Source organism: Frankia sp. AiPa1 (genome assembly GCF_023243075.1).
GTDB lineage: Bacteria > Actinomycetota > Actinomycetes > Frankiales > Frankiaceae > Frankia.
In genome coordinates, this window is sequence record NZ_JALKFZ020000127.1 from 80,205 (window position 1) to 102,614 (window position 22,410).

General features: G+C 71.6%; 22 protein-coding genes. 14 read left to right on the plus strand and 8 right to left on the minus strand.

The window, feature by feature from the left end; translation table 11 throughout:
* Window positions 1–199: 199 nt before the first annotated feature.
* Window positions 200–844, plus strand: coding sequence for a TetR/AcrR family transcriptional regulator (locus MXD95_RS12540; RefSeq protein ID WP_250640765.1), 645 nt, complete (start codon window positions 200–202; stop codon window positions 842–844).
* Here MXD95_RS12540 and MXD95_RS12545 read toward each other — a convergent pair.
* From MXD95_RS12545 to MXD95_RS12565, 5 genes are all read right to left on the minus strand, one after another.
* Complete coding sequence (locus tag MXD95_RS12545; RefSeq protein WP_250640766.1) at window positions 829–1,662, minus strand: SDR family NAD(P)-dependent oxidoreductase; 834 nt, start codon at window positions 1,660–1,662, stop codon at window positions 829–831. The genes MXD95_RS12540 and MXD95_RS12545 overlap by 16 nt on opposite strands.
* Window positions 1,663–1,699: 37 nt before the next feature.
* Window positions 1,700–2,479, minus strand: coding sequence for an SDR family NAD(P)-dependent oxidoreductase (locus MXD95_RS12550; protein ID WP_250640767.1), 780 nt, complete (start codon window positions 2,477–2,479; stop codon window positions 1,700–1,702).
* 147 nt (window positions 2,480–2,626) lie between these two features.
* Entirely contained in the window at window positions 2,627–2,821 is a 195-nt protein-coding gene (locus MXD95_RS12555; protein WP_250640768.1) for a ferredoxin, read from the minus strand.
* A gap of 199 nt (window positions 2,822–3,020) precedes the next feature.
* On the minus strand, window positions 3,021–4,349 hold the full coding sequence (locus MXD95_RS12560) for a cytochrome P450 (RefSeq protein WP_250640769.1): 1,329 nt from the start codon (window positions 4,347–4,349) through the stop codon (window positions 3,021–3,023).
* Window positions 4,350–4,368: 19 nt separating this feature from the next.
* Entirely contained in the window at window positions 4,369–6,366 is a 1,998-nt protein-coding gene (locus MXD95_RS12565; RefSeq protein WP_250640770.1) for an alpha-ketoacid dehydrogenase subunit alpha/beta, read from the minus strand.
* Window positions 6,367–6,547: 181 nt separating this feature from the next.
* Here MXD95_RS12565 and MXD95_RS12570 point away from each other — a divergent pair, with 181 nt between their 5' ends.
* The 4 genes from MXD95_RS12570 to MXD95_RS12585 all read left to right on the plus strand — a co-directional run bounded on the left by MXD95_RS12570 (window position 6,548) and on the right by MXD95_RS12585 (window position 10,852).
* A complete protein-coding gene (locus MXD95_RS12570; RefSeq protein WP_250640771.1) occupies window positions 6,548–7,705 on the plus strand; it encodes an acyl-CoA dehydrogenase family protein in 1,158 nt (385 codons plus the stop codon).
* Window positions 7,706–7,954: 249 nt separating this feature from the next.
* Window positions 7,955–9,202, plus strand: coding sequence for an amidohydrolase family protein (locus tag MXD95_RS12575; protein WP_250640772.1), 1,248 nt, complete (start codon window positions 7,955–7,957; stop codon window positions 9,200–9,202).
* Between the two features lie 5 nt (window positions 9,203–9,207).
* The gene (locus tag MXD95_RS12580; RefSeq protein WP_250640773.1) at window positions 9,208–9,903 is read left to right on the plus strand and encodes a MarR family winged helix-turn-helix transcriptional regulator; all 696 of its coding nucleotides are present in this window, start codon (window positions 9,208–9,210) and stop codon (window positions 9,901–9,903) included.
* Window positions 9,881–10,852 (plus strand): 3-carboxyethylcatechol 2,3-dioxygenase, encoded by a 972-nt coding sequence (locus tag MXD95_RS12585; protein ID WP_308301485.1) that lies wholly within the window; start codon window positions 9,881–9,883, stop codon window positions 10,850–10,852. Before MXD95_RS12580 ends, MXD95_RS12585 begins: the two co-directional genes overlap by 23 nt.
* Here the strand turns inward: MXD95_RS12585 and MXD95_RS12590 are convergent.
* The gene (locus MXD95_RS12590; RefSeq protein WP_250640775.1) at window positions 10,829–12,277 is read right to left on the minus strand and encodes an aldehyde dehydrogenase; all 1,449 of its coding nucleotides are present in this window, start codon (window positions 12,275–12,277) and stop codon (window positions 10,829–10,831) included. The genes MXD95_RS12585 and MXD95_RS12590 overlap by 24 nt on opposite strands.
* 327 nt (window positions 12,278–12,604) lie before the next feature.
* Between MXD95_RS12590 and MXD95_RS12595 the strand changes: the two genes are divergently transcribed.
* The 3 genes from MXD95_RS12595 to MXD95_RS12605 are packed head-to-tail and all read left to right on the plus strand — an operon-like array spanning window position 12,605 to window position 15,113.
* A complete protein-coding gene (locus MXD95_RS12595; RefSeq protein ID WP_250640776.1) occupies window positions 12,605–13,894 on the plus strand; it encodes an aromatic ring-hydroxylating oxygenase subunit alpha in 1,290 nt (429 codons plus the stop codon).
* A complete protein-coding gene (locus MXD95_RS12600) occupies window positions 13,891–14,271 on the plus strand; it encodes a hypothetical protein (RefSeq protein WP_250640777.1) in 381 nt (126 codons plus the stop codon). The genes MXD95_RS12595 and MXD95_RS12600 overlap by 4 nt, the downstream gene beginning before the upstream one ends.
* On the plus strand, window positions 14,268–15,113 hold the full coding sequence (locus MXD95_RS12605) for a TauD/TfdA dioxygenase family protein (RefSeq protein WP_250640778.1): 846 nt from the start codon (window positions 14,268–14,270) through the stop codon (window positions 15,111–15,113). The genes MXD95_RS12600 and MXD95_RS12605 overlap by 4 nt, the downstream gene beginning before the upstream one ends.
* A 91-nt stretch (window positions 15,114–15,204) precedes the next feature.
* Here the strand turns inward: MXD95_RS12605 and MXD95_RS12610 are convergent, their stop codons facing one another.
* Window positions 15,205–15,852 carry a TetR/AcrR family transcriptional regulator gene (locus tag MXD95_RS12610; RefSeq protein ID WP_250640779.1) on the minus strand — a complete coding sequence of 216 codons (648 nt, stop codon included), beginning with the start codon at window positions 15,850–15,852 and terminating at the stop codon, window positions 15,205–15,207.
* Window positions 15,853–16,229: 377 nt separating this feature from the next.
* On the opposite strand from MXD95_RS12610, the gene MXD95_RS12615 reads away from it, so the two are divergent.
* Genes MXD95_RS12615 through MXD95_RS12640 form a run of 6 tightly spaced genes read left to right on the plus strand, consistent with a single transcriptional unit; the run spans window position 16,230 to window position 20,907 of the window.
* On the plus strand, window positions 16,230–16,994 hold the full coding sequence (locus MXD95_RS12615; RefSeq protein ID WP_250640780.1) for an SDR family NAD(P)-dependent oxidoreductase: 765 nt from the start codon (window positions 16,230–16,232) through the stop codon (window positions 16,992–16,994).
* The gene (locus MXD95_RS12620) at window positions 16,991–17,698 is read left to right on the plus strand and encodes a carboxymuconolactone decarboxylase family protein (RefSeq protein ID WP_250640781.1); all 708 of its coding nucleotides are present in this window, start codon (window positions 16,991–16,993) and stop codon (window positions 17,696–17,698) included. The genes MXD95_RS12615 and MXD95_RS12620 overlap by 4 nt, the downstream gene beginning before the upstream one ends.
* The gene (locus MXD95_RS12625) at window positions 17,667–18,935 is read left to right on the plus strand and encodes an aromatic ring-hydroxylating oxygenase subunit alpha (RefSeq protein WP_250640782.1); all 1,269 of its coding nucleotides are present in this window, start codon (window positions 17,667–17,669) and stop codon (window positions 18,933–18,935) included. Before MXD95_RS12620 ends, MXD95_RS12625 begins: the two co-directional genes overlap by 32 nt.
* Window positions 18,932–19,264, plus strand: a complete 333-nt coding sequence (locus tag MXD95_RS12630; RefSeq protein WP_250640783.1) for a hypothetical protein — start codon at window positions 18,932–18,934, stop codon at window positions 19,262–19,264. The genes MXD95_RS12625 and MXD95_RS12630 overlap by 4 nt, the downstream gene beginning before the upstream one ends.
* Window positions 19,261–20,544: a metal-dependent hydrolase family protein gene (locus MXD95_RS12635; RefSeq protein ID WP_250640784.1), complete on the plus strand. Its 1,284-nt coding sequence runs from the start codon at window positions 19,261–19,263 to the stop codon at window positions 20,542–20,544. Before MXD95_RS12630 ends, MXD95_RS12635 begins: the two co-directional genes overlap by 4 nt.
* Window positions 20,545–20,598: 54 nt before the next feature.
* The gene (locus tag MXD95_RS12640; protein ID WP_250640785.1) at window positions 20,599–20,907 is read left to right on the plus strand and encodes a DUF4286 family protein; all 309 of its coding nucleotides are present in this window, start codon (window positions 20,599–20,601) and stop codon (window positions 20,905–20,907) included.
* Window positions 20,908–21,140: 233 nt separating this feature from the next.
* On the opposite strand, the gene MXD95_RS12645 is transcribed toward MXD95_RS12640, so the two are convergent.
* Entirely contained in the window at window positions 21,141–22,397 is a 1,257-nt protein-coding gene (locus MXD95_RS12645) for an alpha/beta hydrolase fold domain-containing protein (protein WP_250640820.1), read from the minus strand.
* Window positions 22,398–22,410 lie beyond the last annotated feature (13 nt).

Here is a 22,410-nt window from a genome sequence, read left to right on the forward strand (position 1 = left end):
GCGCCCCGGGGACCGGCCCCGCGGTGCCGCGCGCGAGACCCGCGGGGCGGACGGTCCGCGCACGTCCTGGGACCGGCCGCCTTCCGTCCCGGCGAACCTAGCCTTGTTTGTACCGGTCGGTCAACTTCTGGACCCGCGTATTCTGGCCCACGAAGACGCAGCCAGTGCCGGCCGGCGAAACGGAGCGATGTCAACCGCCATGACCGATGTCCAGGTTCGGCGCAGCGCCAAGTGGGAGCTCCGGCGCAGGGCGATCATCGACACCTCCGCGCGCGTCTTCGCCCGGCGGGGATTCCACGCCACCAGCACCGCGGAGCTCTGCGAGGCCAACGAGGTCGGCAAGGGCGCGCTGTACTACTACATCGGCTCCAAGGAGCAGTTGCTCGTCGCGATCCACGACCGGGTGATGGACGAGGTGATGCTCGGTGCCGACCGGGTGGCCACGGCCGGGGGCACACCGCCCGAGCGGCTCGCGCGCCTCGGCACCGAGCTGCTCCACGTCATCCACCGCTACCCCGACCACGTGTGGGTCTTCCTGCACGAGTTCCCGGCACTGACCGGCACCAACGCCGAGACGTTCCGGGACCGGCGCCGGGAGTACGAGACCCGCGTCGAGCAGGTCCTCGAGGAGGGCCGACGCTCCGGGGACTTCCGGGCCATCGACGCCCCGATGGCATCCAAGGCATGGCTCGGCATGCACAACTACACATACCTGTGGATGCGCACCGACGGACGGGTCGCCGTCGAGGATCTGGCGGCGCAGTACGCGGACATCTTCGTGCGCGGCATCGCCAGCGGCCCCGTGCCTGGCCCGCTGGCGGATCCCGGTCACGGCGCCGCGTAGCCTCCGTCGACGACGAGGGCCGAGCCCGTCGTCCACCGTGCGGCGTCGCTGGCGAGGTAGGCGTAGGCGCCGACGAGATCGCCGGGTGTGCCGAGGCCGAGCGGATGCTTCGCCGCGATCGCCTCCACCGCGGTCGCCGGCAACGTCTCGTGCATGGCGGACAGGAAGGTGCCGGGACAGACCGCGTTCACCCGGATGCGGTCGCGGGCGTACTCGACCGCGGCCACCTTCGCAAGATGGATGACGGCGGCCTTGGTGACGCAGTACGGGGCGGCGTGCGACCAGGCGGTGAGCCCGGCCACCGAGGCGGTGAGAACGATCGACCCGCCGCCGCCCTGGCGCATCGGGCCGACGGCGGCGTGGACCGCGTTGACCGCCCCCAGGACGTTGATCCGGTAGGAGCGATCCCAGTCCGCCGTCGCGAGGTTGTGGATGCGCCCGTTCGGCGCGAGCACGCCCGCGTTGCTGATGAGCACGTCGAGCCGCCCGAAGCGCTCCACGGCGAGCCGCACCACCGCCTCGACCTGCTCCCGCTCGCTGACGTCGACCAGCGCCGTCGCCACCTGCGCACCGTCGACGGCCACACCGCCGACGGCCCCACCACCGCCAGCCGTACCGCCGACGGCCGCACCGCCGACCGCCGCACCGCCGACGGCCACGCCGTCGTTGATGCTCTCGACCGTCGCGGCCAGGGCCGCCTCGCTCACGTCGCCGAGGACGACAGCGGTGCCGGCCTCGGCCGCGAACCTGCGGGCGAGCGCACTGCCGAGGGCGCCGCCCGCGCCGAGAAGCACCACCACGCGTGGCTGATCGGACATCTGATCCCCTGTTCCGCGGTGCCCCGTCCGGGCCCCGCTATTTCAGCAGGTAGCCGCCGTCGACGGACAGGACGGCGCCGGTGACGAACGCGGCCGCCTCGGAGGCCAGGAACAGGTAGGCGCCGGCGAGATCGGCCGGATGGCCCCAGCGGCCCTGGGCCGTGTGGTTCAGGATGGACTGCTCGAGGCGGTCGTTGCTCTTCCAACCGGCGGCCAGGGGCGAGTCGAACCAGCCGGGCGCGACCACGTTCACCGTGATCCCCGCGGCGGCGAGATCCAACGCCAGCGCCTTGGACATTCCCACCAGCCCCGCCTTGGACGCGCTGTAGGCGGCAAGCCCGCGGGCCGGCCGCTCCCCCAGCACCGAACCGGTGAAGATGAGCCGGCCGCCCTCGCCCATCACCCGGGCGGCGGCACGCGCGCCGAGGAACGCGCCGGTGAGGTTGACGTCCAGGACATCCCGCCACACCGCCGGGTCGGTCTTCAACGGCCCGCCGACCGCCGGGGAGATCCCGGCGTTGCAGATCCACACGTCGATCCCGCCCCAGGCGGCCACCGTGGCGTCGGCGACCGACTCGTTGAAGGCCTCGTCCCGCACATCCCCGCTGAACCGCAGCACCGGGCCGGGCAGGGCATCCCCGACCGACTTGAGGTCGGCCTCGGTGCGCGCGACCAGGGAGAGGTGGGCGCCGGCACGGGAGAACGCGTGCGCGAGCAGCTCCCCGAGGCCGCGGCCGGCCCCGGTCAGCACCACCCGCCGACCACGCACATCTCCAGGGCCGGGGAACTGTGCCGGGATCTCGATCCGCTCGGTCATCGCCGGCTCCAGCCCGGCGACCGCGCGTCCCGGGGCGCCCGGGACTCCGCGTCCCCCCGGTCTTCCCGGCGCCGCGGGTCCGCCTGGACCGCCCCGCCGCGCGGGCCGTCCCGCCACCCGGCCGGCAAGTCCCCGTACCGGTCGGCGTCAGACACCGTGGACCGAGATCGCCGTGGTCGGGCAGCCCTGGGCGGCGTCCAGCAGCGCCGCGTCGGTGCCGCCGTCCGGGTCAAGCACGATCGCGATGTCGTCCTCGTCCTGGCCGAAGACCGCCGGCGCATAGTGCATGCACTGCCCGGACCCCATGCACCGGTCCCGGTCGATCCGGATCTCGCGTGCCACCGCCGTTCCTCTCGTCATGGTCCTGGCCCACCGTTTCCTGGCCCACAGTTTCCTGGCCCGTCGCCTCCTGGCCGCACCTGTCCAGGCGGCGCTGAGCTGGTCCACACCGGACCGGTCGCGCTCCGCCGGCCGGTTCGCGGCCGGTCGGTTCGCGGCCGGTCGGTTCGCGGCCGGCCGGACCGTGCCGTCGCGGCGGGTGTCACGCGACACCGGTCAGCTCCACATGCAGCCGGGTCAGGCCGCGGAACAGGTAGGTGGGCATGTACTCGTAGCGCCGGGCACCGACCGGCCCGTGTTCCTGCACGGAGATCGCGATCTCGGACGTGCGGTCGAACAGCCGCTCCAGCACGACCCGCACCTCCGAGCGGGCCAGGGGCGCGCCGACGCAGGTGTGCGTGCCATGGCCGAACGCCAGGTGCCGGCGGGAGTTGGCCCGCTCCAGGCGCAGCTCGTCCGGCTGGTCGAACTGGCGGGGGTCCCGGCCGGTCGCGGTGTTCATCAGCAGCACGACCGTGCCGGCGGGAAGGTCCACGCCCCCGACCCGCGTCGATTTGCGGACCAGGCGGAACGCACCCTTGATCGGCGACTCCAGGCGCAGCGTCTCCTCGACGAACCGCGGGATGAGCTCGCGGTCGTCGCGCAGCTGGCGCTGCAGCTCGGGGTCGTCGCCGAGGATCTGCAGGCAGGCGCCGAGCAACCGCACGGTGGTCTCCTGGCCGGCGGCGAACATGTTGGCGCCGATCCGGGCGACGTCGAGCAGGTCCGGCGTGGTGCCGTCGGGGAACGTCGCCTGCGCCATGCCGGTGAGGACGTCGCCGCGGGGCGCGGCGCGGCGCTCGCCGATGCGCTCGATGAAGTAGTCGTAGATCGGATCCAGCGTGTGGTGGGAGTCGTGCTTTTCCGCGAGGCTGCCCGGCAGCTCACCGATGCCGGTCCGCTCCAGCAGCATCTGATGGTCCTCTTCGGGCACCCCCAGCAGGTCGGCGATGACCAGCAGCGTGTAGGGCTGGGCGAAGTCGTTGACGAACTCGCACCGGCCCACCTCGAGGGTCGCGTCGAGCTGGCGGTCGGCGAGCCGCCACATGAACTCCTCGTTCTCCTTCAGCCGCTTCGGGGTGATCAGCCCGGCCAGCACCGCCCGGTGCGCGGTGTGCTTCGGCGGGTCGAAGGTGACCAGCTGGTCGCTCTGCGGCAGCGCGTCGCGGTGCGCCTCGATCAGCGCACTGATGTCGTCGCCCTGCCCCTTCAGCTCGACCGGGAACGGCGGGCGGGGGCCCGCGACGATGTTGCAGGATGAGAAGGAGTCGGTGTCCCGCAGGATGGTCAGCGCCTCCTCCCAGCCCGAGACCATGGCGACACCGTAGGTCGGCTCGATCCAGATCGGCCGGTCGCGCAGCAGGAAGCTGAAGTAGTCCCACGGGTTGACCGCGACATCGCGGTCCCGGAAGTAGTTCAGCGTGCTGAAGTCCCTCGGAGTGCTCGAGTCGTTCGGAGTGCTCGAGTCGTTCGGGCTTCGCTGTTCCGTCATCGTGACGTCTCCGGTTCGGTTAGGCACGGGCCGACTCGCGCACAGCGGCGGCGATGCGGTCCACGTCCGGCAGCCAGGCATGTTCGAGGGACGGGGCGTACGGCGCCGGAGTCGGCTCGGCGCCCACGCGGATGACCGGCGCGTCCAGCGTCCAGAAGCCCTCGCGCACCGCCGCCGCCGCGAGTTCCGCGCCGACCCCGAACGGGGTCACCGCCTCGTGCGCGACGACGAGCCGGTTGGTCCTGGCCAGTGACGCGAGCACGGTGTCGTAGTCCAACGGCGTGATCGTGCGCAGGTCGATGACCTCGACGCTGATCCCCTCGGCGGCCAGCGCCTCGGCGGCGGACAGGCAGTCGTGCACCATCCGCGAGTAGGACACCAGCGTGACGTCCGTGCCCGGCCGGCGCACGATCGCCCGGCCGAGCGGCACCAGCGCGTCCGGCTCCGGGCGTGGCCCCTTGCGGCCGTAGAGCAACCGGTTCTCGATGAAGATCACCGGGTTGGGGTCGCGGATGGCGGCGCGCAGCAGCCCGTAGGTGTCCGCCGGGGTGGACGGCATGACCACGGTGAGCCCCGGCAGGTGCGCGAGCAGTGCCTCGAGGCTCTGCGAGTGCTGGCTGCCGGACGAGCGGCCCGCCCCGAACTGGGTACGAATGACCAGCGGCAGCTCCACCGCACCGCCGGTCATGAAGCGCAGCTTCGCAGCCTGGTTCATGATCTGATCGAGGCAGACGCCGATGAAGTCGAGGTACATGACCTCGACCACCGGCCGCATCCCGGCCATCGCCGCGCCGACCGCCGCCCCGACGACGGCGCTCTCCGAGATCGGCGTGTCGCGCACCCGGCCGGGATAGCGGGCGGCGAGCCCTCGGGTGAGCCCGAACACGTTGCCGCCGGCACCGACGTCGATGCCGGCGATAAGGACGTCGGGGTCATGTGCGAGCTCGTGGTCGAGCGCATCGTGCACCGCGTCCATCGTCCGGAAGACCTCGCCGGTGGGCTCGGGTGGCTCGGGTCGGTCGATGCGCGGGCTCGTGACGAAGTGGTGCAGCGTGGCCGGCGCGGGCTCGGCGGCGCTCGACGCGGTGGCCTGCGCCTTGTCGATCTGCTCGTCGACCTCGCGGTCGATCGCCGCGACCTGCCGCGGCGCCAGGCGCCGGGCGTGGACGACCAGCGGGTCGCGGGCCTTCCAGGTGTCGACCTCGGTGGCGTCGCGGTACCGCTCGGGGTCGCCCTCGTAATGGCCGTGCCAGCGGTAGGTCTCGGCCTCCAGCAGCACCGGGCGGGCCCCGCCGCGCAGTTCGGCGACCAGCCGCGTGGTCGTCCGCGCCACGGCGACGACGTCGTTGCCGTCGACGTGCGCGTACCGGATCCCGTAGCCACGGGCCCGGTCGGACAATGGCGCGCGGTGCTGGTCGGCCTCCGCCGAGAACTCGGCGTAGTGGTTGTTCTCGCACAGGAAGATCACCGGAAGGTCCCAGACCGCGGCGAGGTTCACCGCCTCGTGGAACATTCCCTGCCCCACCGCGCCGTCGCCGAAGAACGCCACCACCACGCCGCCGGTGCCGCGCAGCCGCGCCGCCGTGGCCGCGCCGGTCGCGATCGGCAGGCCGGCCGCGACGATGCCGTTCGCGCCGAAGATCCCGCGCCGCGGGTCGGCGATGTGCATCGAGCCACCGCGGCCCCGGTTCGTCCCGGTCTCGCGGCCCATCAGCTCGGCGAACATCTCGGTGACGTCAAGGCCCTTGGCGATGCAGTGCCCGTGGCCACGATGGGTGGAGGTGATCACATCCCGCTCGTCGAGCGGCCAGCACGCCCCGACGGCGCTGGCCTCCTGGCCGATCGACAGGTGCAGGAAGCCGGGGATCCGGCTGTCCCGGTAGAGCGCCGCCGCCGACTCCTCGAACCGCCGGATCAGCCGCATCCGCCGGTACATCTCACCCAGCGCGGCCGCGTCCAGCTCAGGCTGCACCACCTCGGACTGCACCGCCTCGGACTGCGCGGCTTCGGACTGCACAGCCTCGCCCCTCCCCTCGGTGGAACCCACCGCCCGCTCCCCTCCTCCCCGCCACCCGGGCACGCGTCGCCGCCGGGCCCTGATGCCGGGGACGCCGTGCCGATGCCTTGACATTGGGCGACAGCGCGCCATTCTTGTACCGCTCGTTCCAAAAAACAACCCTTTGCCGATGGACGGTGCCATGGACTTCGATCTCCCCGCGGAGACACTCGCCCTGCAACGCGTCTGCCGTGCGTTCGCGGCCCGGGAAATCGAGCCGTACGCGGCCGACTGGAGCGAGCGCGAGTACTTCCCGCACGAGCTGTTCGGCCGGTTCGCCGAGCTCGGGATCATGGGCATGCTCGTGGACGAGGAGTTCGGCGGGGCCGGCGCCGGCTATGTCTCCTACGTCGCGGTGATGGAGGCCATCGGGGGTGCCGACCAGTCGGTCGCCGCCGCGTGGAACGCCCACTCGACGATCGCGTCGCTGCCGCTGGCCGTCTTCGGCACACCGGAACAGAAGAAGCGCTGGCTCGTCCCGCTCGCCTCCGGCACCCATCTGGGCGCCTTCGGCCTCACCGAACCGACCGCGGGCTCGGACGCCGCGTCGATCCGCACCCGCGCGCAGCGCGACGGCGAGGGCTGGCGGATCAATGGCACGAAGATGTTCATCACCAACGCCGGCACGCCGATCAGCCTCGGTGTGACCATCCTCGCGGTGACCGGCACCTCGCCGGACGGCCAGAAGCGCTACGGCACGTTCTTCATCCCTGACGGCACCCCCGGCTACACCAAGGGCGAGCCCCTGCGCAAGCTGGGCTGGCACGCCATGGACACCCGCGAGCTCGTCTTCCGCGACTGTTGGATCCCCGACGACCACCTCATCGGCGAGGAGGGTGCCGGGCTGCGCCAGTTCCTCGCCGTCCTGGACGCCGGACGGATCAGCGTGGCGGCGCTGGGCCTGTCGCTCGCACAGACCGCCCTCGACCTCGCCCTACGCCACGCGAGCGAGCGCGAGCAGTTCGGCAGCAAGCTCAACCGGTTCCAGGCGATCGGCCACAAGCTCGCCGACATGGCCACCGAGGTCGAGGCCGCGCGGGCACTCGTGTACCGGGCGGCGTGGCTCGGCGACCAGGGTCGCCCCTTCGCCACCGAGGCCGCGATGGCCAAGCTCTACGCCTCCGAGGTCGCCAACCGCGCCGCCAGCGCGAGCGTGCAGATCCACGGCGGCTACGGCTACGTCCGCGAGTCCGCGATCTCGCGGTTCTACGCGGACGCGAAGGTGCTGGAGATCGGCGAGGGCACCAACGAGATCCAGCGCAACGTCATCGCCCGCGCCCTGAGCCGCCCCCGACCGTGAGCCGCCCGCGCCCTGATCCACCGCTGGCAGCCCTGATCTCCTCGACCGGCCCGCGGATCGCGCCCGAGGTCGGAACGCGGATACCCCCGTTCTGACCTCGAGCGATCCTCGTCAGCCCATCGCGCCACCACGGAAGGTAACTTTGGTGGCTGAAGGTTTGGTGTCAAACTGTCTTGACTCTGACCATGCGCTGGGGCCAGAATCACCTTGACCGGTCGGTACAACCCCGACCCGAACGGGTGGTGTGACATGACCAAGGACTTCGTCGTCTCGGCGGACTCGCACGTGCTCGAGCCCACGGACCTGTTCCGCACCCGCCTGCCGGCGCATCTTCGCGACCGAGCGGTGTGGGAGGAGGACTTCGAGGTGGAGCCGCTGGTCGAAGGCGGCCCACGGATCTACCGACGCCTGCACACGCCGGGCTTCGAGGGCTGGACGATCTCCCGCTACCGGCAGACCGGCGGCCGTATGCCCGAGGGCGATCCCGAACGGATCCTCGAGGACATGGACCTCGACGGCATCGACGCGACGCTGATGCACCCGAACCTGTCGATCTTCGGGCTCTACTCGGACGACCACGAGCTGTCGATGGCGCACGCCCGGGTCTACAACAGCTACCTGGTCGAGCGGTTCCTGCCGTTCGCGGACCGGATCCGCCCGACCTGCCCGATCCCGCTCACCGACGTCAACGACGCCGTCGCCGAGATCGAGCGGGTGACGGGCGCCGGCTTCCGGGCGCTGCTGCTGCCGGGCGTCCCGCCGACCACCTACTGGGACCCCGCGCTCGACCGGGTCTGGGAGGCGGCGCGGCACGCCGGCGCGCAGATCTTCTTCCACACCCAGACCGGTGGCGTGAAGATGAAGAACCCGTCGTCGTCGACGATGCGGGTGGTCAAGGAGTCGGCCCGGCAGGTGAACCAGCCGGTCACGGCGAAGTCCGCCGCCGAGCGGCTCTACACCCAGGCGGTGCTGTCCACCCTGGTGCCGCAGAAGCTGATCTGCGAGCTGATCGGCGCCGGCGTCCCCGAGCGGTTCCCCGAGCTGCACTTCGGCCTGATCGAGTTCAACGCGCACTGGCTGTCCTCGCTGGTGGGCGCGATGGACAAGGCGTGGACCACCGGCATCGGGCAGGACACCGACTGGTGGATCGGCTCCTGGGACGACGAGGCCCCGGCGACCGCCGAGGGCCAGCAGACGATGTCGCGGCTGTTCCTGCTCAACGAGAAGTGGCCCTACCCGATGCTGCCCAGCGAGTATGTGCGGCGCCAGTTCCACATCTCCTTCCAGGACGACCCGGCGGCGGTCGCCGCCCGCCACATCACCGGGGTCAGCTCGATCATCTGGGGCAACGACTACCCGCACGCCGAGGGAACCTTCCGGCACAGCCAGGAGCTCATCCGCACGCAGTTCGCCGACGTCCCGGACGACGAGCGCCGGGCGATCGTCGGCGGCACCCTGGCCGGCGTCCTCGGCTTCACCCAGCCGGCCCTGGCCTGATCGCGATGCCCAAGCCCTGGCACCGTGACCCGATCCGGGCGGCCTACGACCTGTGGGTCGACCAGGGCTGGGCGGTCACCGCCGACGGAATGACGGCGGTGACCTCACTTCTGCGGGTCCATCAGCTCCTCACCCAGCGCGCCGACCGGATCCTGGCCCCGGTCGGACTGACGTTCGCGCGCTATGAGGTGCTGGTGGTCCTGTACTTCAACGAGGACGCCGTCTCGCTGTCCTACCTGGCGAGGGCGTTGCAGCTGCGCCAGGCGAGCGTCACGGGCCTGGTCGACAAGCTGGAGCGGCAGGGACTCCTGACCCGCGAGGCCCACCGCGGCGACCGCCGCGTCACGCTGGCGCGGATCACCGACGCCGGCCGGGAGCGCATCCGCGACGCGATCGAGCGGCTGAGCGGTGGGCTGTACGCGCGGCTCGGGCTCGGGCCCGAGCAGACCCGGCAGCTGGTCGGCCTGCTCGCGACGATCCGGGACGCCTGGGGCGATCTGCCGGCCGACGTCGAGGACGACGGGATCGACGCCGGCGCCGACGCGGCCGGCCGAGACGACCAGGCCAGCCGAGACGACCAGGCCGGCAGTCACGACCAGGCCGGCCGAGACGACCAGGCCGCCGCGGATGCCGGCGCCTCGGGGAACGGGGAAAGCGATGCCGCTCGCGCTCTGCTGTATGTCGCACAGCCCTCTGCTTGACATCACCCGTCAGCAGGACGAGCTGGAGTCATCCGTGCGCGCGGCGCTGGCGGCGGCCCGCGCCTTCGCCGCCAGCGTCGATCCCGACATCGTCGTCGTGGTCGCGCCGGACCATTTCAACGGGTTCTTCTACCGGCAGATGCCGCCGTTCTGCCTGGGCCTGTCCGCCACCGCGGTCGGGGACTACGCCAGCCCCGCGGGCCGGTTGGACGTGCCGCAGGCCCTGGCCCGCGAGCTTGCCACCGAGGTCCTCGCCGCGGGGGTCGACCTGACGGTCTCCTACCGGATGCAGGTCGACCACGCGAGCGCACAGCCGCTGCGGGAGTTGTTCGGCTCGCTGGACGCACGCCCGGTGATCCCGGTGTTCGTCAACGCCGCGGCGCCGCCGCTCGCGCCCCTGTCCCGGGCACGGGCGCTGGGAACCGCGATCGGGCGGTTCTTCGAGTCCCGGGACGAACGGGTCCTCGTCGTCGGTTCGGGCGGGCTCTCCCACGACCCGCCGGTGCCCAGGCTCGACTCCGCCCCCGTGCCCGTCGCCGAGCGGCTCGTCTCCGGCCGGGCCCTGACCGAGCAGGAGGCGGCGGGCAAACACGCCGGGGCGATCGCCGAGGGCCTGCGCCTGGCCGCCGGCACCAGTGACCGCCTGCCGCTGGACCCGGACTGGGACGAGGCGTTCCTCGACCTGCTCGGGCAGGGACGCCTCGCCGACACCGACAGCTGGACCGAGGCCGAGATCGGGGCCCGTGGCTGCGGCGCGCAGGAGATCCGGACCTGGGTCGCCGCGTACGCGGCGCTGGCCGCGGCCGGCCCGTACGAGGTGGGATACCGCTACTACCGGGCGACACCCGAGTACATCGCCGGTTTCGCCGTCACCACCGCGCGGCCCCGGGCCTGGGTACGGTCCGGGGCCGCGACACGCGTCGGGTCAGGGCGCCGCGACGGAGATTGATTTGGTGTCGAGGTAGCCGTCAAGGCCCTCGCGGCCCAGTTCACGGCCGTAGCCGCTGTTCTTCACCCCGCCGAAGGGCGCCGCCGGGTCCATCGAGTACCCCTGATTGACACCGAAGGTCCCGGTCCGGACCCGGCTCGCGATCCGCAGACCGCGGTCGGTGTCCGCGGTGAACACCGAACCGGCGAGACCGTAGTCGCTGTCGTTCGCGAGGCGCACGGCGTCGTCCTCATCCCGGTAGGGCAGGACCACGATGACCGGGCCGAAGATCTCCTCCCGGGCGATGGTCATCGCGGGGTCGACGTCACTGAAGACGGTCGGCGCCACGTACCACCCGGTGTCGGCCCCGGCCGGCGCCGCGCTGCCGCCGGTGACCAGACGCGCGCCCTCTCGCACGCCGGTGTCGATATAGCCGCGCACCCGATCCCGCTGCCGGCTGGTCACCAGCGGCCCCATCTGGGTTCCCGGATCGGCCGGGTCGCCGACCCGGATGGCCGACAGCTGCGCGGCGAGGGCGTCCGCGTACTCGTCCATGCGATCCACGGGGGCGAGCACGCGGGTCAGCGCGTTGCAGACCTGGCCGGCCATGCCCAGCCCGGAGAGGCGGACGGCCTTGGCCACCGCGACGGGGTCCGCGTCGGGCAGCGCGATGGCCGCCGACTTCCCGCCGAGTTCGAGGCTGACCCGGGTGAGGTTCGCGGCGCAGGCCGCGGCGACCTGTCGGCCCGCCGCGGTCGACCCGGTGAACGAGACCTTGTCGATGCCGGGATGACCGACGAGATAGGCGCTGACCTCCCGCTCGGCGGGCAGCACGCTCACGACGCCGGGTGGCAGGTCGGCCTGCTCGAACAGGTCGGCGAGCAGCAGCGCGTCCAGCGGCGACTCGGGTGCGGGCTTGAGCACGACCGTGCAGCCGGCGAGCAGCGCCGGGATGATCTTGGTTACGGTGAGGAACTGCGGCATGTTCCAGGGGACGACCGCGGCGACGACGCCGACCGGCTCCCGGCGCAGCAGGACGTCCTGCCCGTAGACGCCGGACCGGCTCTCCTGCCACGGGTAGCCCGCCGCGAGGTCGACGAACGTGGTCATCAACAGTGTCGGCAGGCCGATCTGGACCCGGCGGGCGAAGGTGATCGGGGCGCCGAGCTGCGCCGTGATGGCCTCGGCCAGGTCGCCGGCCCGCGCGGCGTAGAGCGCGGCCAGGCGCCGGATCGCCGCGGCGCGATCGGCCGGGTCGAGACGGGGCCATGGGCCCTCGTCGAAGGCCGCCCGGGCGGCGGCCACCGCGCGGTCGACGTCGGCGGTGCCGGCCGCGGCGACCAGCCCCACCGGCTTCTCACTGTGCGGCGAGATCACCTCGATGTGCTCGCCGGTGCTCGGGGCAACCCATCGGCCGCCGACGAACAGCTGCCTGCGTTCCTGCATCAGCACTCCCTGTGCCGGCCTCGTTCCACCGGCTGCACTAGAGGAAAGACGGCACCCGCGGCCATCCGATGGCCACGTTCTCGATGGCCACGTTCTCGATGCCCACGACCATGACGGGTCACGGTCACGGCCGCGGCGGCCAGGTCCACCCCGCCGATCAGCAAGCCTCCCGCGGCCACCGGCCGGGCGCCACGACTGTTCGGACGTTTCGCGGCGACCGCGGAGGTCTTGCGATTCACCGCACATCTATGTTAGTCACTTGGAGAACGTTAGTCAGTCGTAGAACACGCTCGACCAGTGAGAGCGGACTCGACGGGAGGCTGGGCCATGGCACGTGCCATCAAGGAGGCGGAGGCCAGTTGGACGGGCCGGTACCCGGAACTGGGCACCGGGCTCGTGTCGTACGAGGACTCCATCTCGCCGGAGTTCTACGAACTCGAGCGGGAGGCGATCTTCAGGCGGGCCTGGCTGAACGTCGGTCGGGTCGAGCAGCTGCCGCGACGGGGCAGCTACTTCACCAGGGACCTCGCGGTCGCGAAGACCTCGGTCATCGTCGCCCGCGACCTGTCCGGCCAGGTCCGCGCCTTCCACAACGTGTGCCGCCACCGCGGCAACAAGTTGCTGTGGGGCACGACGCCGAACGACGAGACCAGCGGCGTCTGCCGCGAGTTCATGTGCCGTTATCACGGCTGGCGGTACACCCTCGAGGGCCAGCTGACGTTCGTACTGCAGGAGGAGGAGTTCTTCGACTTCGACCGGCGCGACTTCCCACTCGTGCCGGTCCACTGCGAGGTCTGGGAAGGGTTCATCTTCGTGAACCTGGCCGACCAGCCCGGCCAGACCCTGACGGACTTCCTCGGGCCGATGGTGCGCGGGCTCGAGGGATATCCGTTCCACCTGGTGACCGAGCGGTACGCGTTCCGGGCCGACCTGAACAGCAACTGGAAGATCTACCTGGACGCGTTCCAGGAGTACTACCATGCCTCGGTGCTGCACTCGCAGCAGCAGGTGCCGAGCCTGCGCAGCTTCGCGACCGGCTACAAGGCGCCGCACTACCAGATCGACGGGCCGCACCGGCTGGTCAGCACCGGCGGCTGGAAGGGCGTGCCCCGTCACCAGCTGCCGCACGACAAGATGTACCCGCTCGAGCCGCTCACCGAGGCGGGCCTCATGGGCCCCTGGCAGCGCCCGGACATCCCCGAGCTCGACCCGGCCAACCTGCCGCCCGGGATCAACCCCGGCGGTCTGGACCCGTGGTCGATCTCGAACTTCCAGATCTTCCCGAACTTCGTGATCCTGCTCTACGAGCGAGGCTGGTACCTGACCTACCACTACTGGCCGACGTCCCATCGCACGCACATGTGGGAGATGTCGTACTACTTCCCGCCGTCACGCAACGCCAGCGAGCGGATCCGGCACGAGGTCACCGCGGTCATCTCCAAGGAGGCCGGCCTGCAGGACGCCGGCACCCTCGACGGCACCCAGATGGGTCTGGAGTCCCGGGTGGTCAGCCGTTGGCCGCTGTCCGACCAGGAGATCACCGTGCGTCACCTACACAAGACCACCGGCGACTGGGTGCAGGCCTACCTGCGCGACGGGATGGGAGCCCCCGCATGAGCGACGCGATCCCCGCGATCCCCGCGATCCCCGGGAGCGCCACGGTCCTCCCGATCCTCCCGGAGACGTTCTCCGACCTGGCCCCCTTCGCCGCCCGGTGGTGCCTGCCCACCGAGCCCGCCCGGTACGCCGAGCGGCTGCGCAGCACCATGGCCGAGCTGGAGGCGTTCTACGACGCCGCCCGCCCCCGCGTCCGGGAGGCGATGGCCCATCTCGACCGGTTCCCCCTCGACGCGCTGCCCGAGCCGGAGGAGAACCTGCTCCACCTCGTGTACTCGTTCGTCATGGTGTCCCTGCCCGTCGAGGTCTGGCACCAGCCGCGCGTCATCGACGCCGGAACCGCCTACTTCGACCGCCACCTGGAGCCCACACCGTGACGACGACACTTACCTGTGAACCTCTGGCCGCCACGGTCGGCGCCGAGGTGCGCGGCGTCGACGCGCGCCAGCTCGCCCAGGATGACGCCGTCGCCGGCGCGGTGCTCGAGGCCCTCGAGACCTACGGCGTCCTGGTGTTGCGCGGGCTGGACCTCGACCCGCACAGCCAGGTCGCCTTCGGCCGACGCCTCGGCCAGATCGATCTCGAGCCGGGCCACCACCCCGTCCCGGGGATCTACCGGGTCACGCTCGACACGTCGAAGAACGCCTCCGCCGACTATCTGCGGGCCACCTTCGCCTGGCACATGGACGGCTGCACCCCGCTGCATGGCGAGCCGCCGCAGAAGGCCACCATCCTGTCCGCGAAGGCGGTCGCCCTCGCCGGTGGGCAGACCGAGTTCGCCAGCACCTACGCGGCCTACGACGCGCTGGGCGACGAGGACAAGGCCCGGTTCGCCGCCATCCGGGTGGTGCACTCCATGGAGTACTCCCAGCGGCACGTGGTCACCGATCCGACCCCCGAGCAACTCGAGCGCTGGCGGCAACGCCCGTCCTCGGTGCATCCCCTGGTCTGGACGCACCGCGACGGCCGGCGCTCGCTGGTGATCGGCGTGAGCGCGGGCCGGGTCGTCGGGACGGATCCCGACTCCGGGTCGGCGCTGCTGGCGGACCTGCTCGACCACGCGACGGCGCCCGGACGGGTCTACCGGCACGAATGGCAGGTGGGCGACACCGTCATCTGGGACAACACCGGCCTCGTGCACCGGGCGACGCCCTACCCTCGCCACTCACCTCGCGAGATGCTGCGCACCGCCGTCTTCGGCACCGAACCGATCCAGTAGGACCGATCCGGACGACCTGCCCCGCACATCACCGCCACGTGGACGACGACCCGTGACCCACCCGCGAAGGGCACCCGGCCAACGGCGGACGTCAGCGCGCCGGGTGGCCGGTGCCGGCGACCGTGATGGCGCCCATGGCCTGCTCGCCGGCCGCCCGACGCTCCCCCTCGATCGCGCGGATCTCGCGCTCGACGACGTCGATCAGCTCGCGGTGGCCCTGCTCGACGTCGAACGCCTCCTCCAGGTGCAGGAAGCGGGAGATCGCGGCCATGGCCAGCAGCAGGGACGACGCCGGCCAGCGGCCCAGGTCGACGCCGTAGCCCTCGAGCACGCCCGCGAGCAGCTCGAGCTGCAGCGCGCGGAACGTCCGCGCGTAGGAGGCGATCTCGACCCGGATCGCCTTGCGGTGGTTGGCCAGTGCCGTGAACTCCATCGTGCGCGCGTTGTTCGAGGAGTCCTGGGCGAACTCCCACAGCGCCCACAGCGGCTGCGGAGACCGCAGCGCCACGCGCAGCCGGGCGAGGCTGCGTTCGGCACCTCGGCGGAACAGCTCGATGAACAGGCTGTCCACCGAGCCGAAGTAGTAGTAGACCAGCCCGTTGTTGACGCCCGCCCGGGCCGCGATCCGGCGGGTGGTGACGGCGGCGTAGCCGTCCTCGAGCATCAGGGCCTCGGTGGCGTCGAGCAGCGCCGTGCGGGTGGCCGAGTCGTCGGCGGCACCGCGCCGTACCCGTGTCATGTCGACCTCCCGTTTCGCCCGCCGTCCCCGTACGCCCGCTCGTCCAAGTGTCGCCCCTGCCCGTGCTCCCGCAGTCCTTGCCCTCGGCCACACTCCATGTTAGTCATATGAAGAACTATCCTTGGTCGCTCGTAGAACACCCGGGTCCGGGCCGGTCGCACTCGAACCCGGGTGCGTAGCCGACGACGCGGCCCGGTGGGCCCGCCCGGACCAGCCCCGGCCGGCGGACGCCCGTCCACCAGACGGCCCGACGCGTGCCAGACGCCGGATCCGCCGCGCGGGCGGCGCACGTCGGACCGGCGAGCCAGGCCGGATCGGCGGACACCGGTCCATACCGGCCCACCAGGCCATACCGGCTCACGAGGAAGGCGGAAACGATGCCGCGAGGAAGGCCGCAGCAGTCCCGCGTGGCCGTGGTCACCGGCGGGGCGTCGGGCATCGGGGAGGCCAGCTGTCACCACCTGGCCGAGCGCGGTCACCGCATCGCGGTGCTCGACCTCGACGGTGACGCGGCGCTGCGGGTGGCCAAGGAGCTGCGGGCCGACGGGGTCGACGCCCTCGCCCTCGCCCTGGACGTGACGGACCGCCCGGCGATCGACGCCGCCTTCGCCGAGATCCGCACGGCGCTGGGCCCGACCGAGATCCTCGTGACCAGCGCCGGTCTCGTCGACTTCGAGGACTTCGAGCGGATCACCCTCGACCAGTGGAACCGGGTCCTCGACGTGAACCTCACCGGCACGTTCCACTGCTGCCAGGCGGCGGTGCCGGACATGGTCGCCGCGCGGTGGGGCCGGATCGTGACCATCTCGTCGTCCAGTGCCCAGCGGGGTTCGCCGCGCAACGCCCACTACGCCGCCGCCAAGGGTGGGGTGATGGTGCTGACCAAGTCCCTGGCCCGGGCCTACGCCGCCCATGGCATCACCGCCAACTGCATCCCACCGTCGGGGATCGAGACCCCGATGCAGCACCGGGACCAGGCGGCGGGCAACCTGCCGGCCAACGAGGTGATAGCGGCGACGATCCCGCTGGGCCGTCTCGGCGTCCCGGACGACCTGGCCGCCGCGGTGGCCTTCCTCGCCTCCGAGGAAGCCGGTTTCATCACTGGGCAGGTGCTCGGGGTCAACGGCGGGTCGGTGCTGTGACCCGCGCCGCGAGGCCACGGATCGGGCCCCTCGCGGTGTCGCAGTGGTCGGCACGGGACCGGGAGCTGCTGCGCGGCAACCTGGCCCGGGCCGACCGCTACCTGTCGGGTGAGCCGGACGCGCCGCCCATGCCGGCGATTCTTGGCCTGTTCGCGCGGCACTCCACGGTCGGTGCCGCCTGGCTGGCCTTCTCCTCGACCCTGCTCGAGCAGGGCGTCCTCGACGCCCACGACCGCGAGCTGTTGATCCTGCGGGTCGGTCACCGCACGAGCTGCGCCTACCTGTGGACCCAGCACGCCGGGATGGCCCAGGCCGCGGGGCTCACACCCGAGCGGATCGCCGCCGTGGCCGACACCGGCGAGGCGCATCCGTGGTCGGAGCGTGACCGCGACCTACTGCGCGCGGCCGACCAGCTTGTCGCCGGCCACGTCATCGACGACCCGACCTGGGAGCGGCTCGCCCGGCACTTCGATGACCGCCAACTGCTGGAACTGACCTTCGTCGTAGGCAGCTACGTGTGTCTGGCGGCGGTGCTCAACAGCGTCGGGCTGCAGCCCGGGCCCGCGGCGCAGCCCGGGCCCGGCATCGACTCGCAGCCGTCGCGCCCCTCGCCGCCGACGCCCACGTCCGCGCGGACGCCCACGTCCCCGCTGGCGCAGAAGGAGGAGAGCCATGCCACGTTTCCCGAAGCCGCCGGAAGGTAGCTGGACGGAGCGGTATCCGAACCTCGGCACCGGCCCGGTGTCCTACGACGACTCGATCACGCCCGAGTATTTCGAGCGGGAGAAGGAGGCGGTCTTCAAGCGGGCGTGGCTGAATGTCGGGCGGGTCGAGCAGCTGCCCCGGATCGGCAGCTACTTCACCAAGGACGTCCGGGCCGCCCACGCGTCCATCATCGTGGTCCGGGACAGGGAACGGCGCGTACGGGCGTTTCACAACATGTGCCGGCACCGCGGCAACAAGCTCGTCTGGACCGACGACCCGAAGAACGAGAGCCAGGGCATCTGCCGGCAGTTCGCGTGCAAGTACCACGGCTGGCGCTACGGCCTCGACGGCTCGCTCACCTACATCCAGCAGGAAGGCGAGTTCTTCGACGTCGACAAGAGCCAGTGGGGCCTGGCTCCGGTGCACTGCGAGGTGTGGGCGGGATTCATCTTCGTGAACTTCGCCCAAGAGCCCACGCAGAGCCTGCGCGAGTTCCTCGGGCCGATGGTCACCGACCTGGAGGGCTATCCGTTCGAGCGGATGACGTCCCGCTTCGGGTACACGACGACGGTCGGGGCGAACTGGAAGCTGTTCATGGACGCGTTCGCGGAGTTTTACCACGCGCCGGTCCTGCACGGGAACCAGTCGCCGGAGAAGTACTCGAATGCCGCCCGGCAGGCGGGCTTCGAGGCGCCGCATTATCAGATCGAGCGGCCGCATCGGCTGGTGAGCACGTCGGGCGTCCGGTTCTGGGAGATGGGCCCGGACATGACCAAGCCGATGGAGCGGCTGACCCAGGGTGGGCTGTTCGGCCCGTGGGAGCCCGCCGACCTGGGCGAGCTACCCAAGGGGGTCAACCCGGCGAAGTGCGATCCCTGGGGGCTCGACTCGTTCCAGCTGTTCCCGAACTTCGTAATTCTCATCTGGAGCCAGGGCTGGTATCTCACCTACCACTACTGGCCGACCTCGTACAACACCCATGTCTTCGAGGGCAACGTCTACTTTCTGCCGGCGAAGAACGCCCGGGAACGGGTCGCGCAGGAGATGTCGGCGGTGACGTTCAAGGAGTTCGCCCTACAGGACGCGAACACCCTCGAGGCCACCCAGATGATGCTCGAGACCCGCTACGTCGACCGATTCCTGCTCAACGACCAGGAAATCCTCTGCCGCGCGCTGCACACCGAGGTACGCGACTGGATCGACGCCCATGAGGTCCGCGAGGGAGTCCGCCGATGAAAGCGTTGCTGCCGGCCGAGTTCGCCGACCTCGAGCCGTTCGCCGCGCAGTGGTGCCTGCCGACCGAACACGAGCGTTACCACGCCCGGCTGGCCAGCACCACCGAGGAGATGCAGACCTTCTACGACGCGGTCACCCCGCGCGCCGAGGCCGCGATGGACTACCTGGACGCGTTATCCCTCGACTCGCTGCCCGACGAGGCGACAAACCTGCTGTATCTGCTCTATTCTATGATCCAGGCTTCGTTTCCCGTGGAACTGTGGCGCCAGCCGCGGGTACCGGACTCGGGCGCCACCAGCTTCGACTGTTTTGTGGAACCGGTGCCGTGAGCGCGCTGACCGTCCTGCGCGCCGCCCGCTGGCTCGACCTCGACGCGCCCGCCGGGGCCGAGATCCGCTCCCCCGCGGTCATCGTGGTCGAGGGCAACCGGATCACCTCGCTCGGCCCCGACGCTCCCGACCGCACCACGCCCGGCCACACCACCATCCCCGCCGGCGCCACCGAGATCGACCTGGGCGACGTGACGCTGTTGCCCGGGCTGATGGACATGGAGCTCAACCTGCTCATCGGCGGCCCGGAGACGCCTACCGGCCTGCCGCTGCCGATGCACGGCGTCCAGGACGACCCGCCCTACCGCACCCTGCGGGCGACCGTCAACGCTCGCCGGACCCTACTCGCCGGTTTCACCACCGTGCGCAACCTCGGCCTCATGGTGAAGACGGGCGGCTACCTGCTCGACGTCGCTCTGCAGCGCTCGATCGACTCCGGCTGGGTCGAGGGGCCGCGCATCATTCCCGCCGGACACGCCGTCACCCCCTACGGCGGGCATCTCGACCCGACCGTGTTCCAGCGACTCGCTCCTGGGATCATGCCGCTGAGCATCGGCGAGGGCCAGGCCAACGGCGTCGACGAGGTGCGGCACTGCGTGCGCTACCAGCTCCGCCACGGCGCCAAGGTGATCAAGGTGTCGGCGTCCGGCGGGGTCATGTCGCACAGCACCGGCCCCGGCGCCCAGCAGTACTCCGACGACGAACTCGCCGCCATCGCCGACGAGGCCCACCGCGCCGGCATCCGGGTCGCCGCGCACGCCATCGGCGACCGGGCGGTGCGCGCCTGCATTCGGGCCGGCATCGACTGCGTCGAGCACGGCTTTCTCGCCAGTGACGAAACCCTGGCCCTCATGGCCGAACACGGCACCTTCCTGGTCTCCACCACCTACCTCACCGACGCGATGGACATCGCCCGCGCCGCCCCCGAGCTCCAGAAGAAGGCCGCCGCCGTCTTCCCCCAGGCCCGGGCCATGCTGCCGAAGGCCATCGCCGCCGGCGTGCGGATCGCCTGCGGCACCGACGCCCCGGCCGTTCCACACGGCGACAACGCCAAGGAACTCGCCGCGCTGGTGGCTCGGGGCATGACCCCGGCGCAGGCGCTGCGGGCCGCCACCGTCACCAGTGCCGAGCTGGTCGAACTCGACGACGAGCTCGGCCGGCTGCGCGCGGGCTACCTCGCCGACATCATCGCCGTCCCTGGCGACCCGACCAGGGACATCACCGTCACCCAGGACGTCCGTTTCGTCATGAAGGACGGTCGGGTGCATCTGAACCGCTGACCCGCCACCATCAACAGCAGTCACCCGAGACCATCGCATCCGAAGGGAGCACGCATGTCCGGCGTGCTGGTAGTCGAGTCCGGCCCCGCCTCGCCCGAGGAGGCGGCGGCCTACCACGACTGGTACGACAACACCCACATCCCCGAGATCCTCACGTTGGACGGCTTCGTCTCGGCCCGCCGGCTCGCGGCGGGCGACGGCGACACCTTCCTCGTCATCTACGAGATCGACGGGGACGTCGAGGTCGCGAAGGCGACGCTCGCCGCCGCCAACGCCGCCGGCACCATGTCCCCGCCGAAGGGCCTGCAGCTCAAGCCGCCGCCGCGGGTCCGCTACTACAGCCAGCTCGACAACGCCGGGTAGCCGCCAGCCGGCCAAACTCCGCAGGATCCCGCCACGTAGGTCGTTGTAGGGCGCAAAATGGACACGAACACGCCCACAACGACCTGCTTGGATCCTGAGCCCAGCCGACCCGGAGACATCCGTTACGGAACGTGACTCCCATCGCGTGGTGGGGCCCTCCGACCTGGCGCTGGCCAGCGGAGTCGCCTCCCGGCGCGTGGCCGGAGACGCTCTCTCGGTTGGCGCGGGCGAGTCTAAGGGGCGGCTCGTTCGACTGGCTCGAGCACGCGGCGCGGATCGCCCGCGGACGGACCGGAGGAGCCGAAGGCAGTGGCGAGCGCGGCATAGACATCGCGCAACAGCTGCGCCGTGCGCGGCGTACGCGGGATCGTGCCGAACCCTCCGTGGATGACTCCGGGATACACATGTAGCTCCACCGGCGTGCCGGCCCGGGCCAGCCGCGCCGCGTAGTCGAGGTTCTCGTCGAGAAACGCGTCCACATCGCCGATGCAGAGGTAGGCCGGCGCGAGTCCGGCAAGGTCGGTCGCGCGGGCCGGAGCCGCGCATGCCGGAATGTCCCACCCGCCGGGCTCGTCCGTCCCCTCCGCGTCGTCCGGGGTCGGCTTCTTCGGCGCCGGATCGGCCGGGGCGCGATCGCCATCGGCCGGGACGGCCAAGGGTGGGTCCCCGGTCGGGACGGTCGAGACCGAATCATTCCCAGCCGGGACGGCCGGGAGCAGGTCGGACAGGTAGGCGCCCCAGCAGAGCCGGTTGGCGCGCAGGTGCCACAGGCCCCAGTGCCCCGGCGCCTCGCTCGCGCGGATCGACGCGGTCAGCTCTCGGTCGTCCAGCATCGGGTAGATGAGCAGCTGAAGCGCCGGCTGGGGACTGCCGGCCGCGCGCAGGCGCAGGCAGAGCGCGGCGGCCAGGCCGGCGCCCGCACTCGCGCCGCCGACGACGAGGCGATCCGGGTCCACGCCGTGCGCCGCCGGATCCTCGACGAGCCGGGCCCAGACCGTCGCGGCGTCGTCCAGGCCCTGCGGGTAGGGATGCTCGGGGGCGAGTCGCCAGTCGACCGAGACGATCGCGCAGCCCAGCTCCAGGACCATACGTTCGAGCCGGTCGTCGTTCTCGTCCAGGGTGCCCATCACATACGCCCCGCCATGCAGCCACAGCAGGCATGGCAGCGCCACCGCCCCCAGCCTCGTGTCCGCGCCGGCCTCGGCGAGCCCCGGATCGGCTCCGGACCTCAGGTCGGGTCGGTACCAGCGCACCCGGACGTCGGGACGGCCATCGACGCCGGCGATCGTGGCGTCGGTTCGCATCACGCCGGGGGTGGGCGGCGCCGGCGGGGCGGCCACCGCGGCGTAGGAGGCGCGGATCGTCGCGACCGAGGTCAGGTCCCAGCGCGCAAGCCGGTCGAGGGCCGCCACCGTACCGGGCTCCACCCGCGCTCGCACGTCGATGGCTGGGGGCGGGGCGCCGTCCGGCGGACGTGCTGCCGCGGGCACCGGCGTGGGCGCG

Excerpts from the sequence above, each read along its gene's own strand:
- MXD95_RS12540 (WP_250640765.1), top strand. The coding sequence starts at position 200 with ATGACCGATGTCCAGGTTCGGCGCAGCGCCAAGTGGGAGCTCCGGCGC.
- MXD95_RS12545 (WP_250640766.1), bottom strand. The coding sequence starts at position 1,662 with ATGTCCGATCAGCCACGCGTGGTGGTGCTTCTCGGCGCGGGCGGCGCC.
- MXD95_RS12550 (WP_250640767.1), bottom strand. The coding sequence starts at position 2,479 with ATGACCGAGCGGATCGAGATCCCGGCACAGTTCCCCGGCCCTGGAGAT.
- MXD95_RS12560 (WP_250640769.1), bottom strand. The coding sequence starts at position 4,349 with ATGACGGAACAGCGAAGCCCGAACGACTCGAGCACTCCGAACGACTCG.
- MXD95_RS12570 (WP_250640771.1), top strand. The coding sequence starts at position 6,548 with ATGGACTTCGATCTCCCCGCGGAGACACTCGCCCTGCAACGCGTCTGC.
- MXD95_RS12575 (WP_250640772.1), top strand. The coding sequence starts at position 7,955 with ATGACCAAGGACTTCGTCGTCTCGGCGGACTCGCACGTGCTCGAGCCC.
- MXD95_RS12580 (WP_250640773.1), top strand. The coding sequence starts at position 9,208 with ATGCCCAAGCCCTGGCACCGTGACCCGATCCGGGCGGCCTACGACCTG.
- MXD95_RS12585 (WP_308301485.1), top strand. The coding sequence starts at position 9,881 with ATGTCGCACAGCCCTCTGCTTGACATCACCCGTCAGCAGGACGAGCTG.
- MXD95_RS12590 (WP_250640775.1), bottom strand. The coding sequence starts at position 12,277 with ATGCAGGAACGCAGGCAGCTGTTCGTCGGCGGCCGATGGGTTGCCCCG.
- MXD95_RS12595 (WP_250640776.1), top strand. The coding sequence starts at position 12,605 with ATGGCACGTGCCATCAAGGAGGCGGAGGCCAGTTGGACGGGCCGGTAC.
- MXD95_RS12600 (WP_250640777.1), top strand. The coding sequence starts at position 13,891 with ATGAGCGACGCGATCCCCGCGATCCCCGCGATCCCCGGGAGCGCCACG.
- MXD95_RS12610 (WP_250640779.1), bottom strand. The coding sequence starts at position 15,852 with ATGACACGGGTACGGCGCGGTGCCGCCGACGACTCGGCCACCCGCACG.
- MXD95_RS12615 (WP_250640780.1), top strand. The coding sequence starts at position 16,230 with ATGCCGCGAGGAAGGCCGCAGCAGTCCCGCGTGGCCGTGGTCACCGGC.
- MXD95_RS12625 (WP_250640782.1), top strand. The coding sequence starts at position 17,667 with ATGCCACGTTTCCCGAAGCCGCCGGAAGGTAGCTGGACGGAGCGGTAT.
- MXD95_RS12630 (WP_250640783.1), top strand. The coding sequence starts at position 18,932 with ATGAAAGCGTTGCTGCCGGCCGAGTTCGCCGACCTCGAGCCGTTCGCC.
- MXD95_RS12640 (WP_250640785.1), top strand. The coding sequence starts at position 20,599 with ATGTCCGGCGTGCTGGTAGTCGAGTCCGGCCCCGCCTCGCCCGAGGAG.